Raw genomic sequence first — 12,896 nt, forward strand, 5'->3', positions numbered from 1 at the left:
TCAACGCCCAGGAGCTGAAAGGCGATGAATTAAAATCAATGGAGAAGTATGACGGAATTAAAGGCGTTAACGGAATTGTTGCCCCTGAACTAAGACTGTCAAATGAGCAGATGAAATGGTGGCAGGATGCAAAGTTCGGAATGTTTATCCATTGGGGACTGTATGCCATTGAAGGAAAAGGTGAATGGGCTATGTTCAACAACAAGATTCCCGCAGAGGAATATGCAAAACTTGCCGCACAATTTAACCCTCAGCATTTTGATGCCGATGGTTGGGCAAAGACTGCAAAGGACGCGGGTATGAAATACATGGTTTTGACCGCCCGTCATCATGACGGATTTGCCTTATGGAATAGTCCTGCCAGCTACTCTCACTTTAACAGTTATGAAACGGCAGCACACAGGGATTTTATAAAAGAGTATACAGAAGCATGCCGAAAAGCCGGATTGGCTGTCGGTATTTACTATTCTCCCATGGATTGGCGTTTCCCCGGCTATTTCAAACCAAAAGAACTGGCCGAAAATGCCGCGTTGATGAAGAAACAAGGTTACGGGCAGGTAGAAGAATTAATGAAAAACTATGGAAAGATCGATATTCTTTGGTACGATGGAGGATGGCTCGCACATAACGGTACTGATGCTGACGCTGCATGGTTCTGGGAACCTGTTAAATTGAATAAAATGGTCAGGAGCTATCAGCCCGATGTGGTAATCAGCCCGCGTTCAGGATGGGAAGGGGATTTTCAATGCAAGGAAGGAGGAGCTAAAATAACAGGCCCAATTATTTATACACCCTGGGAGAAATGTTTAAACCTCAACCAGACCAGTTGGGGCTACAATGAAGCACAAAACCTGATGTCATTGAAAGAAATCCTGGTTATGCTTGTCAATACGGTGGACCGGGGTGGAAACATGCTGCTTAATGTAGGCCCTGATGCACAGGGTCGAATCCCTGAATCGCATATTGCCCGTCTCAAAGAAGTGGGTGACTGGCTGACTCAATATGGTGAAAGTATTTATGGCACAAGGCCCGGACCCTTTGAGCCGATTGATGATGTATATGGTTCGGTTCAGAAGGACAATACGATTTACATTCACCTCCTTACAGCCAGGGATACCCTTCAATTACCTCCTGTTGCAGCAAAAATTACTTATTGTAAACAACTGCAAGGTTCGTCACTGCGTTTTGCACAGGATCAAAACGGCATTACTATTTTTTTAGACAAACTTCAACCTGAGTTAAATGTGAGTACGCTAGTTCTCGAAACACAATAATAGTTTTTTAAGCAGGCTGGTAACCTTTGTCTTCGCTGTATTCGCATTACTAACCATTCTTGCCTTAAAACTAAAAATCAAAAATCTGCCTGACAACTCTTAAAACCGTTATTACAATTCGTTAAACCCAAATCATTCTCAAATGAAAAAAGGCCTATTATTTGCAGTACTTACAGTAATATTATGCGTTGCATCCTGCGGGAAAGATAAAGACGAACCGGCATCTACCTACCAGGTAATTAACAATCTGAAGACAATGCATAACGACACTCCCTACCTTAACGGTACCCTTTGGGAGGCAATAGTCATATGTTACAGCGTAGCCGGTGATATTGTAAGGCAGGATGATTTAAACGATATCTATGCTGAAGGAGGGAGATCAGATATTATAGAGTTACCCGGCAATTGTACCAATGTGAGATTGTCGTTCCGGCTGGTCCCAAGGGAATCGGAATTGTACAATTCAACAAAGAGACTGTATCTTGCAAATAAGGACCTGATAAAAAAAGGTAAGAAATTGACTATAACTGTTGATGAAATGACTCTTGTAACCGATGAGCTAAAAGCTACGGGTAATTCATGGGCAAAAAGTATCTCTGATTTCCGGAGTGTAATTCCGGAAATTCACTATGCATATTGAACCAGTAAGCCTACAGGTTATATAGCTTATGCGCCTCGGGCTGGAAGAGGATCTTGTCGATAATTACAGGCTCCTCACCAGCCCCGCTTTTGCTGAAGCAGATGTCGTGTTCCTTATGGCCAAGTATTGAAATAGCCAGCGGATTGTATACCGGTATGCTGTTTTCGGCTTTATTGAGACTCGGATCATTGGGATAAACGATCTTCACTGTTTTGACTTCACCCGATCTTACGAATTTAACCACAACGTTTGAATTCATTGTAACTATATTCTGGGGAATGCTTTCAGATTTTACTTTCCTGGCCGTTTCAAGCATCAGGTAAAGATGATGCAGGTTTTCACAAGGAATTTCCTGTTGCCTGACATCGTTATAAATCAAATTAATCAGCCTGAGATAATCGAGACTCGCGATGTTTCTTACTGTAGTACCCATGTTTAAAGGATCTGTTAAAGAATAGTGTATACTTTAAATGTAACATTTATTTGATTCAAAACCAATCGGATTTACCCACCTGTTAACAATTTAAGGTTTATTAACAGTTCACCCCACCCCTGCCCCTCCCCTACAAGGGAGGGGGAGATACAATAGTGGAATTGGGAAGTTTATAGTAGCTCTCATAAGACCTCCAATTCCAAAAATCTCCATTCCCTCCCTTTTAGGGGAGGGGCAGGGGTGGGGTCTAAGGAAATGGTGTCAAATATTCGGCTGTCCGATTTCGTACATGAAGTGAACCTATCTGAAACAGAAATGAGTGTCAATTAATTGTTAAAATATTTTGTATCTATTTGTTTTAATGGTTGTTAAACAGTTTGGCACGGATAGTGTAAATCCCTATTCAACAACCTAAAAAACAAATATGAAAATGAAAACAAAGACTAACATCAGCAACCTTAAAAAACTTGGGTTAACCGCTTTAACTGCTTTGGTACTTGGTACAGGTATGAAAGCCGGTGATTACAGCAACGCAATGGTAAATTTGAACATGTATATGAAAGCACAGGAACAGGCCATTCTTTATAAAGCTCCTGTTTTAGCAGAGACTGAAGAAACCGTCCTTGCCGTTGAAAACCTGGAGAACTTTGTAAATGCAGAACAGGCTTCAATAATGTACCGCGCTCCTGAAACTACTGAGGCAAACGATATTGAAGCAACAATTGATGAATTGAACGCTTATATGGCTTCTGAACAGGCTTCCATAATGTACAAAGCCCCTGCAGTTGACGTTGAAGTAGAAGTAGCTCCTGAACTGGAAAGTCTTCAGATGTTTGCAGATAAAATGAACGCTGAAATAAAATATAAGGCACCGGAAACCACCGGATTTGATTCAGACGAACAGATGAACAATGCAGACACTATGATGGCCGAAACCAGATAAAAATAACGAGTATGTGTGCGATAAATGAGGTTAATTAGGAAACCTGCTGAAGAGATAGCCAGCAGGTTTTTTAATTTTTATACCTCAATGTCGATTCCTAACGGACAATGGTCGGATCCCATCACCTGGTCGAGAATAAATGAATCTTTTACGTTACTGACAAATCTTTTGCTCACTATAAAATAATCGATCCTCCACCCCACATTCTTAGCCCTTGCATTAAACCGCTGTGACCAATACGTATACTGAACCTTATCTTTGTAAAGGTGCCTGAATGTATCCACAAAACCGGCTTCCGTGAGTTTTTTAAAACCGTCGATTTCAACCTGGGTATAACCGGCCACCTTATTATAATTCTCCTTTGGCCGGGCAAGGTCGATCGGTTCATGAGCCACATTCAGATCGCCGATTACAATGACCGGTTTTTTCGTATCCAGCTTTTTAATGTGATTGAGGAATTCCTCATCCCATTCTTTCCTGTAATCGAGCCGTTTCAATTCCTGGCCTGAATTCGGAACATATACATTGACAAGGTAGAAGGATTCAAATTCAAGATTGATGACCCTGCCTTCCTGGTCATGCTTTTCCATGCCGATATCTTTTGTCTGGTAAAGGGGCTTAACCTTCGAAAGCACTGCTGTTCCGGCATACCCCTTCTGAACGGCGGCATTAAGATACATTTCATAAGCAGGAAGTTCCTTTGTGAGATCCGGCATATTTTCATACTGTGCTTTGGTTTCCTGAAGGCAAAGGATATCCGGGTTAAGGTTTCTTACGGTATTGTAAAAATCCTTGCCAATCTGCGAACGTATTCCGTTCACATTCCATGAAAGTATTCTTAATCGCTCCATTCCGTCTGGTTTAAATTTATCCGATAATGTTCAAATTATATCCGAGAGCCAGCATGATCAATATGATAAGACCGACAACGATCCGGTAATAGCCGAAAACTTTGAAACCATGCTTTGTAAGAAAGGCAATAAAACCCTTAATCGCAATCATGGCAACAATAAAAGCCACAGCGTTCCCTATAAGTAAAATCTTAATATTATCCGATGTGATATTTGAATAGGTTTTTAGTAATTCATACAACGACGCAGCCAACATAGTGGGAACAGCAAGAAAAAATGAAAATTCGGCCGCATTTTTACGGTTTAGCTTCTGAGTAAGTCCCCCGATAATTGTGGCCGCAGCCCTTGAAACACCCGGAATCATGGAAATCACCTGGAATAAACCTATTTTTAGCGCTTTCGGATAGGTAACTGCCTGATCTTCGGCCGGTTTTTTGAACCAGTTATCCACGAAAATCAAAACGATCCCTCCGGCAACAAGCGATATGGCGACAACAACAACATTCTCAAGCATTTTGTTTATATAGCCTATAAAAATAAAGCCAAACACCGCAGCAGGAAGGAATGCCACAAAAAGCTTCAGATAAAAATCAAATTTTTGCGTTAACCTGGAAACAAGGGGAGCCGAATTATCAACAGCACTGTTTTTAAGGGGTTCCGTAAATCTTTTCCAGTATAGCACAACAACCGACAGGATAGCTCCCAGCTGAATATTTACTGTAAATAAATTGGCAAATTCACCCGGTTCAACGCCCAGCAACTTCTGGGTTATGATCATATGTCCGGTACTTGAAACAGGAAGAAATTCAGTGATTCCTTCTACAATGGCGATGATAATGCTTTGAAACAGGTTCATAATTAAGTAAAAATGCAAAGATAGAAATACTGTCTTCTTAATATATGGTACAAATGATATAGTTTTGTTGAGAAATTCAATTCCTGTTAATGAAAAACAATTCATTACCGTTAAAGGTAGGACTTCTCATGTTCCTGTTTGCCATCCTGGTTTCTGCTGCCGGTTATTTGGCTTATAGGAACCTGTCGCTTATTGTGGCTTCCATACAATTAAAAACAAGGCCCGACCTGAAGCTTGTGATGATTAAAGAAATTTCAACCGACCTAGATAAAGCGGAGAGCAGTGTAAGAGTTTACCGCCTGACCCAACAACAGGAGGATATACGGCCATATTACGATATCATAGGAAATATTGATAAGAAAATCGATTCGTTAAGGGCAGCCAGTGCGGAAGACACTACACTTCTCCACCAGGTGGACACAATCAGCAGCCTGATTGAAGATTATATGCTGGTGTGGAACGATATGATTGATATGTATCATAATGATTCACTCGATATTTATGTAAGGGAGCTAGTTGGAAAAATTGCAGTGGAAACCCTGAAAGAACAACAGGACACTTCTCCGAGAAAAAGCATCCTGAAGCGTGTTTTCAGCAGAAAAGCCATAAAAGAGGAGGAAGCTCAGAAAGCACTGGCAAGGGAACAGGCCAGGGAGCAGACAAGACAGAAAATTATGCGGGATCTTGACCTGATGGAGCAGCGGAAAATTCAAAAGGATTCACTTATGCTTCAAAAGGAATCAAGGTTGGCTGTAACCGGCAATGAAATCCGTGAGTGGCTTTACCTTGTCATAGCCCGGATGGAAACAGAAGTGACCGATTCAGTGAAGGCTAATTCCCATGCTGCAGACCTGCTTGCCCGGAAAACGTATAAGTGGCTTGCCCTTTTTTCAGCAGTAGCTTCGCTGTTGATTATCTCCGTCATCATCGTGGTGATACGCTTTGTTCGCAAAACAAGGGAATACCAGGAAGCCCTTGAACAATCGAAGCAGGAAACCGAAAAACTGGCTAAAGCGAAAGAGTTGTTCCTGGCCAATATGAGTCATGAAATCAGAACTCCCGTGAATGCCATTTATGGTTTTTCGGAACAGTTGCTTCATAAAGATCTCGACGGGGAAACGTATAAAATGGCCGGTGTCATTCAATCCACATCACAACATCTTGTGCGCATTGTAAACGATCTGCTTGATTTTTCAAAACTGCAGAACGCCACAGTTGAACTCGAGAAAACACATTTCAGTCTCCCTGCGCTCCTCGAAGACCTTAAACTGCTCTTCCTGAACGATGCCCTGTCGAATTATACTGACTTGTCGGTAACCATCAGTGACAACACGCCTGCTTTTGTGTATGGCGATTCACACCGGTTAAAGCAGATCCTGCTGAATCTTACAGGGAATGCAATCAAGTTCACCCGTAACGGTATGGTACAGATAAAGGCCCGGGCCGAAAACAAAAGCGGTCGTTCATTTGATCTTTGCCTGGATGTAAAAGATACCGGTATAGGTATCAGCAAGGAAATGCAGGATAAGGTCTTTGAAGATTTCACCCAGGCAGAAGCCGGAACCAACAGGAAATTCGGCGGTACCGGCCTGGGTCTTTCCATTGTTAAAAAGCTTGTGGAACTTCATAACGGCAGCGTTACTCTTGAAAGTGAACCCGGACGGGGAACCCTCATCAGCGTAAGGCTTCCTTATTTAATTGGCGAAGAAATTAAGAGTACGATTACGCAAAAAACCCTTCCTGTTTCTGCTGAATTAAGAAATCTCAGCATTCTTGTAGTGGATGATGAAGAGTATAACCGTATGTTGTTTTCAACCATTTTTAAAAGATGGCAACTACGCTTTGACGAGGCCGGTGATGGTTTTACAGCCATTGAGAAAATTAAAACTGGCGGATTCAATATCGTATTCATGGATAACAGGATGCCCGGCCCCGATGGTCTCGAAACCGTTCAATTTATCCGGAATAAACTGGGCTTTGATTCACATAAATTGCCTGTGATTGCCACCTCGGCCACCTGGTCGGAAGAAGATAAGTCGGGTATGCTCAAAAGTGGCATGAATGCCTTTCTACCCAAACCTTTTAATGAAAAAATGCTGCTGGACACCATCACCTCGGTTATTCATAATCAATCCTCCGGCTTAACCGGGCAGCCTGAAATCAAAGAGGAAACACCGAAGAATACAACGCTGAACCTTGACAATGTTTACCATCTTGCCAATAACGATGTTTCCTTTGTAAGGCAACTACTTGAATCATTTATCGAAACCACTGAAAAGGGTATTTCAGGTCTTGAACAGGCTGTAAAAGACAATAATGTGCAGGATATTTACGAAATTGCCCACAAAATTTCAGCGCCATGCAAACATGTAGGTGCCGACTTTTTATATTCGAATCTCAAACTGATTGAGAACACGGCAAAAAGCGGCGAGTATTCAGAAGAGCTTGTAAGACTTTCGGATGAATCGTCACATGAATTCACGATTGTGAAAAGAGAATTGCAGAAGCACATGGAGAGCCTATGAAAACAGATAATTCGGTACTCATATATGTGGTAGAGGATAACGACTGGTATAACAAGCTCCTTGTGCATACGCTGTCGCTGAATCCTGATTATGAAGTGAAATCGTTTTTTAACGGAAAGGATTTCCTGAACAGCCTGCATGAAACTCCGGACATTGTAACACTCGATTACCGGTTGCCCGATACGAACGGCACTGAACTGCTGAAACGCATAAAGGAGGATTATCCCGACATCCAGGTAGTGCTGATATCAGAGCAGGATGATATTAATACGGTTATCGAACTGCTGAAACTGGGAGCCAAGGATTATATCATCAAATCAAACGATATCAGGGACCGGTTGCTGAACACCGTGCAGAACATACGGAAGGAAATGGGTTTGCTGGTTGAAATATCCAAGCTGAAGAAAGAAGTTCAGAAAAAGTACGATTTCAAAAATAGCATCCTCGGCGAAAGCAAAAATATGGATGTGGTGTATGAGATGATTGAAAAAGCCCGGAATACGAATATCAATGTATCGGTTTATGGCGAAACCGGAACAGGGAAGGAACTTGTTGCCAAAGCCATTCATTATAATTCGAAAAGAAAAGACAAATCATTTGTTGCCATTAATGTGGCTGCTGTTCCGGCTGAACTTATGGAAAGCGAACTTTTCGGTCATGAGAAAGGTGCATTTACAGGCGCCACTTACAGGCGTGTGGGTAAATTTGAAGAAGCAAACGGAGGAACCCTTTTCCTTGATGAAATTGCCGAAATGGATCCTGCCCTGCAGGTCAAACTCCTGAGAGCATTGCAGGAAAGGGAGATTGTGAGGGTTGGCAGCAATCAGACCATTAAAACGGATTGCCGGATCATTGTGGCCACCAACAAAAATCTGAAAGAAGAAGTAAAAAAAGGAAAATTCCGCGAAGATCTCTACTACAGGATAATTGGACTTCCCATTGAATTACCTTCCCTGAGGGAGAGGGGAAATGATATCCTTCTTCTGGCCAAACATTTCATCGAACAATTCAGTCGTGAAAACGGTCTGCCACTTAAAAAACTTTCTGAAGGAGCACAAAGGAAACTGATCGATTACAGGTATCCCGGAAACATCAGGGAATTAAAGGCGATTATTGAGCTGGCTGTCACCCTGTCGGATTTCGATGAAATACGGCCGTCGGATATTATTCTCGATTCTGATAAACCGGCTGATGTTATTGATGATCATAAGGAGTTAACTCTCCGTGATTATGAATTGAAGATTATCAACTCTTACTTAAAGAAATACAACAATGACATCAAGCTTGTAGCGCAGAAACTGGATATCGGTGTATCTACCATTTACAGGCTGATGAAGGAAATGAATCCGGAATTGCCAAAATGAAATACCGTTTTCTTATTTTGAGAAAATCTTAAACAACCTCATTTTCTAAATATCTGTTTTTCTATTATTTAACTTTTAATCCATTTTTGGAACGATCGTTGTTTATCCTGATTTGTCAAAAATATTTTAAACAACAGGAGGATTGAAATATGAATAACGATTCATCCATTAATTATAGCTCCGGAAATCGCGGCAACAATAAAGGTGTAATTGCAGCTCTTGCAGTATCGTTGTTGCTTGTAATCATTGTAGGTGCTATAGTTCTTACGCGAAATCAAAAGAAGAGTGCCGAGGAGGCAAGCCTTCTGAAAAATGAAAAGATCGATCTTTCTTCACAGCTTACAAGGCGCGATTCGATCATAAATGAATGGGTTGTAGCTTTTAATGAAATTGAAAGCGACATCCGTAAAATCACTGCAAGGGAGAACATGCTTACCATGCAGTCGATGAACCCGGAGATATCCAAAGACAAGAAAAAGGAAATTCTGACCGAGATCCAGTATATCAGGGATTTGATCGACCAGAACAAGAAGAAGATTACATCATTGAATTCCCAGCTCAGGAAATCGGGATTGAACATGGCCGGTTTACAGGCCCGCGTAGATACGCTTACAGCGAATATTCAGCAGCGCGATACGGACATTGCCAATCTGAAAATGGAACTGGTGAACCGTGACTTCGAAATAGGTGAAATGAGCCGGAAAATGGATACCATGCAACTTACGCTGGCCAATCGTGAAAGCTTTATTTCACATCAGACCGATGAAATGAACACAGCCTATTACGTAAAAGGTACCTACAAGGACTTAAAGGAAAAAGGTTTGATTGAAAAAGAAGGTGGCGTTCTTGGCCTGGGCCGTAAGGAAACCGTCCAGGAAGATTCACTGAAAAACGATCTTTTCAAACAAATCGACATTACACAAACCACATCAATACCCGTTAATTCAAAATCGGCAAAACTTGTTACCGAGCATCCATCAGGTTCATATGAAATGGTTAAAGACGGCTCGGATATGATTTCTTCAATCGAAATCAAAGATCCGGCATCATTCTGGAAGTTGTCCAAATATGCAGTAGTAGAAGTTAATCGCTAGTTAGGTCCAAAACAGAGAGAATCCGACATTCCCGTTCTTTTCTGCTATTGCAATGGGTTAGCCGTTACGGAAATCATCCGGCTAACCCATTAATTTTTTATACCCCCCGGTATAAATACCTGTTAGAAATACGCATCTATTCCTATATAAAATTGGCTTTTATACGAATGCTTTCCCTGGAAGGCATTCGTATGTTTGTATTGTACACTTATTCGATAGACTTTACGTATTTTAAATGTAGACATAATGGATATCAACAGAATAACCATATTGGGTGGAAAAGGAAAAGATCAATCCCGTGAGAAAGTTTTGCAGGTTGAATTCAACATGGGAGACATAATCAGCATTGTGGGCCCTACCGGTTGCGGTAAAACAACTCTGATTAACGATATTGAATTATTTGCGAATCAGAACACTCCTTCTGACAGGCGAATACTAATTAATAATGAACCGGTTCCTGATGATTTCACGTTTGATCCGGTAAAACATCCGATCGCGCTGATCTCACAGCACACTAATTTTTTAAGTGATCTTCCGGTGGGCGAATTCCTGACAATACACGCTAAAGTGCGGGGTGCAACTGATGTGGAGAAAGTTGTTGATGAAACTATCGGGTTTGCCAACCAATTAACGGGTGAAGCCATTATAAAAGATACCGCCATGACTGAGCTATCAGGAGGCCAGACCCGTTCACTGCTCATTGCCGATGCAGTAATCATAGGTAATTCCCCGATTATCCTTCTTGATGAAATTGAAAATGCAGGCATTCATAAAACCCGTGCCCTTGAATTGCTTAAAGCTTACCGGAAAATATTTGTATTTGTGACACACGATCCGGCTATTGCGCTTTTATCGGATTTCAGAATCGTTATGAGGAACGGGGCCATGCAAAAAGTTCTGAGATCAGACGATAATGAACAGGAAGTAGCTAAAAAGCTCAGGGATCTGGATGATGTTATCCTGCACTTCAGAAGCCTCATAAGGGCCGGTGAGAAAATAAGCTCGGGAATATTGAATGAAATAGCCACTCTTAATTAATATAATCATGAAGCTGATAATTTTTGCCGGACCTCCTACATGCGGAAAGACGACCGTAATTCGCCAGGTGATCAGGCGTATCATTGCCCGTAATTTAAAACCGGCCTATATCAAAATTGATGTTCTTTATGCCAATGAAGATGAGTTAATCAGGTCGGAATTCAACATACCGGTTAAGAAAATATATTCCGGCGAATTATGTCCCGATCACTGCAACGTGGTTGTCCTGGACGAAGCCGTTGAATGGGCCGAACAACAGCAATCGGATTACCTTTTTGTGGAAACCGCTGGTCTTTGCCTGCGTTGTTCACCATATGTTGAAAATTCGCTGGGCGTTGTTGTGCTTGAAGCAACAAGCGGGATGAACCTTCCCCGTAAAATAGGGCCCATGCTGACATTGGCAGATACCTGTGTTATTACAAAAATAGATCTTATATCACAGGCCGAAAGGGAAGTTTTCCGGTACAGGGTGCTTGAAACAGCAAAGAAAACCACAGTTGTTGAAAGCAATGCATTATACGGAATCGGAATTGATCCGATTGTAAATCAAATTCTGAAGACCACTGACATACAGTTTCCAATGTACCTGAGGGGGAATCCGCCGGTGGGAACCTGCACCATCTGTGTGGGGAAAAAGGAAATTGGTGCTAAAAACCATTTCGGGGTATTACGAACCATGGAACAGGAGCTCTTTTACATTGGAGAATAACAGGTTTTATGAAAAGAATATACCTTGATAACGCCGCTACAACCAGCCTTGATCCTGAAATCCTGGATGCAATGGTCCGCTGTTATACCGAGTTCTATGGTAATGCCTCCAGCCTGCATTCATTTGGAACCAAAGCAAGGGAGATACTCGATCATTCCAGGGCGACTATAGCTGCTTCAATCGGGGCAAATCCTGAAGAAATTTTCTTTACATCAGGAGGCACTGAAGCCAATAATATGGCCGTTAAAGGCATTGCTTTTGCAAACCGGCATAAAGGAAATCACATCATAGTTTCATCCATCGAGCATGATTGTATTTTAAATGCCTGTAAATGGCTTGAAACGCAGGGTTTTTTTATTACCTATATTCCGGTTGACTCCTTCGGTACCATTGACAGGGATATGCTCAGGAACCTGATAACCCCCAGGACAATCCTGGTTTCGGTAATGTATGCAAATAACGAGATAGGAACCATCCAGCCTGTTGAAGATATTGGGAAGATGTGCAGAGAGCTTGGAATTCCCTTTCATTCCGATGCCTGCCAGGCCTATGGAAAAATGCCAATCAATGTAACAAGGGATAAAACAGACCTGATGACAATCAATGCTCATAAGATTTATGGGCCTAAAGGTGTCGGGGCCTTATATGTGAGAAAAGGGATTAGCATCACTCCTCTTTTGCATGGCGGAGGACAGGAAAACGGATTGCGGGCTTCCACTGAAAACATACCCGGGATAGCTGGTTTTGCTAAGGCTGTCAGGCTGTTTCTCCCTGAAATCAATGAACGGGCCATGAAATTAACCCGGTTACAAAAACTGCTTAGTAATGCTCTGATGGATTCGTATGATAATGTTTATATTCTCGGGCATCCTGAAGAACGAATACCGGGACATCTTTCATTCAGCTTTCATGGTCTTGAAGGAGAGACAATGCGATTGTTGCTGCTTCTTGATGAGGCCGGTATAGCGGTTTCAGCCGGATCGGCCTGTTCTTCAAACGACAGGACACATACTTCGCATGTACTCCAGGCTATAGGCCTTAATCAGTTTGAAGCCAGGGGGGCAATTCGCATCAGTATGGGCAAAAACACAACTGAAAACGATATAAGGAGCTTTATTCAAACCTTATCCGATTCCGTTAAAAAGCTCAATTCAATATTCACCTATTAA

The 12,896-nt window shown here is 41.9% G+C and carries 12 protein-coding genes; 9 read left to right on the top strand and 3 right to left on the bottom strand.

Translation table 11 applies throughout. From position 1 onward, the window contains the following. On the top strand, window positions 1–1,274 hold a 1,274-nt coding region (locus tag VK179_04475; GenBank protein ID HLO57973.1), incomplete at its 5' end, for an alpha-L-fucosidase. Window positions 1,275–1,416: 142 nt separating this feature from the next. Then, window positions 1,417–1,914: a hypothetical protein gene (locus VK179_04480; GenBank protein ID HLO57974.1), complete on the top strand. Its 498-nt coding sequence runs from the start codon at window positions 1,417–1,419 to the stop codon at window positions 1,912–1,914. 10 nt (window positions 1,915–1,924) lie between these two features. Here VK179_04480 and VK179_04485 read toward each other — a convergent pair whose 3' ends face one another. Further along, window positions 1,925–2,347 carry a GreA/GreB family elongation factor gene (locus VK179_04485; GenBank protein ID HLO57975.1) on the bottom strand — a complete coding sequence of 141 codons (423 nt, stop codon included), beginning with the start codon at window positions 2,345–2,347 and terminating at the stop codon, window positions 1,925–1,927. Window positions 2,348–2,777: 430 nt separating this feature from the next. Between VK179_04485 and VK179_04490 the strand changes: the two genes are divergently transcribed. Then, complete coding sequence (locus VK179_04490; GenBank protein ID HLO57976.1) at window positions 2,778–3,290, top strand: hypothetical protein; 513 nt, start codon at window positions 2,778–2,780, stop codon at window positions 3,288–3,290. A gap of 77 nt (window positions 3,291–3,367) precedes the next feature. Here the strand turns inward: VK179_04490 and VK179_04495 are convergent, their stop codons facing one another. Together VK179_04495 and VK179_04500 are read right to left on the bottom strand one after the other, a co-directional pair. Next, entirely contained in the window at window positions 3,368–4,141 is a 774-nt protein-coding gene (locus VK179_04495) for an exodeoxyribonuclease III (protein ID HLO57977.1), read from the bottom strand. Between the two features lie 16 nt (window positions 4,142–4,157). Beyond that, complete coding sequence (locus tag VK179_04500; GenBank protein HLO57978.1) at window positions 4,158–4,997, bottom strand: undecaprenyl-diphosphate phosphatase; 840 nt, start codon at window positions 4,995–4,997, stop codon at window positions 4,158–4,160. 89 nt (window positions 4,998–5,086) lie between these two features. Here VK179_04500 and VK179_04505 point away from each other — a divergent pair, with 89 nt between their 5' ends. The 6 genes from VK179_04505 (at window position 5,087) to VK179_04530 (ending at window position 12,896) form a co-directional block, all read left to right on the top strand. Further along, window positions 5,087–7,522 carry an ATP-binding protein gene (locus tag VK179_04505; GenBank protein ID HLO57979.1) on the top strand — a complete coding sequence of 812 codons (2,436 nt, stop codon included), beginning with the start codon at window positions 5,087–5,089 and terminating at the stop codon, window positions 7,520–7,522. Next, window positions 7,519–8,886: a sigma-54 dependent transcriptional regulator gene (locus VK179_04510; protein ID HLO57980.1), complete on the top strand. Its 1,368-nt coding sequence runs from the start codon at window positions 7,519–7,521 to the stop codon at window positions 8,884–8,886. The genes VK179_04505 and VK179_04510 overlap by 4 nt, the downstream gene beginning before the upstream one ends. A 149-nt stretch (window positions 8,887–9,035) precedes the next feature. Then, window positions 9,036–9,980 carry a hypothetical protein gene (locus VK179_04515; protein HLO57981.1) on the top strand — a complete coding sequence of 315 codons (945 nt, stop codon included), beginning with the start codon at window positions 9,036–9,038 and terminating at the stop codon, window positions 9,978–9,980. 246 nt (window positions 9,981–10,226) lie between these two features. Then, a complete protein-coding gene (locus VK179_04520) occupies window positions 10,227–11,018 on the top strand; it encodes an ATP-binding cassette domain-containing protein (protein HLO57982.1) in 792 nt (263 codons plus the stop codon). Between the two features lie 7 nt (window positions 11,019–11,025). Further along, complete coding sequence (locus tag VK179_04525; GenBank protein ID HLO57983.1) at window positions 11,026–11,727, top strand: GTP-binding protein; 702 nt, start codon at window positions 11,026–11,028, stop codon at window positions 11,725–11,727. Window positions 11,728–11,735: 8 nt separating this feature from the next. Then, complete coding sequence (locus VK179_04530; GenBank protein ID HLO57984.1) at window positions 11,736–12,896, top strand: cysteine desulfurase family protein; 1,161 nt, start codon at window positions 11,736–11,738, stop codon at window positions 12,894–12,896.

The sequence above is a fragment of the Bacteroidales bacterium genome (genome assembly GCA_035299085.1).
Taxonomy (GTDB): domain Bacteria; phylum Bacteroidota; class Bacteroidia; order Bacteroidales; family UBA10428; genus UBA5072.

What these genes read in the sequence shown, in the direction of transcription:
- VK179_04485 (HLO57975.1), bottom strand. Translation starts at nt 2,347, where the DNA reads ATGGGTACTACAGTAAGAAACATCGCGAGTCTCGATTATCTCAGGCTG.
- VK179_04515 (HLO57981.1), top strand. Translation starts at nt 9,036, where the DNA reads ATGAATAACGATTCATCCATTAATTATAGCTCCGGAAATCGCGGCAAC.
- VK179_04490 (HLO57976.1), top strand. Translation starts at nt 2,778, where the DNA reads ATGAAAACAAAGACTAACATCAGCAACCTTAAAAAACTTGGGTTAACC.
- VK179_04525 (HLO57983.1), top strand. Translation starts at nt 11,026, where the DNA reads ATGAAGCTGATAATTTTTGCCGGACCTCCTACATGCGGAAAGACGACC.
- VK179_04530 (HLO57984.1), top strand. Translation starts at nt 11,736, where the DNA reads ATGAAAAGAATATACCTTGATAACGCCGCTACAACCAGCCTTGATCCT.
- VK179_04500 (HLO57978.1), bottom strand. Translation starts at nt 4,997, where the DNA reads ATGAACCTGTTTCAAAGCATTATCATCGCCATTGTAGAAGGAATCACT.
- VK179_04495 (HLO57977.1), bottom strand. Translation starts at nt 4,141, where the DNA reads ATGGAGCGATTAAGAATACTTTCATGGAATGTGAACGGAATACGTTCG.
- VK179_04480 (HLO57974.1), top strand. Translation starts at nt 1,417, where the DNA reads ATGAAAAAAGGCCTATTATTTGCAGTACTTACAGTAATATTATGCGTT.
- VK179_04510 (HLO57980.1), top strand. Translation starts at nt 7,519, where the DNA reads ATGAAAACAGATAATTCGGTACTCATATATGTGGTAGAGGATAACGAC.
- VK179_04520 (HLO57982.1), top strand. Translation starts at nt 10,227, where the DNA reads ATGGATATCAACAGAATAACCATATTGGGTGGAAAAGGAAAAGATCAA.
- VK179_04505 (HLO57979.1), top strand. Translation starts at nt 5,087, where the DNA reads ATGAAAAACAATTCATTACCGTTAAAGGTAGGACTTCTCATGTTCCTG.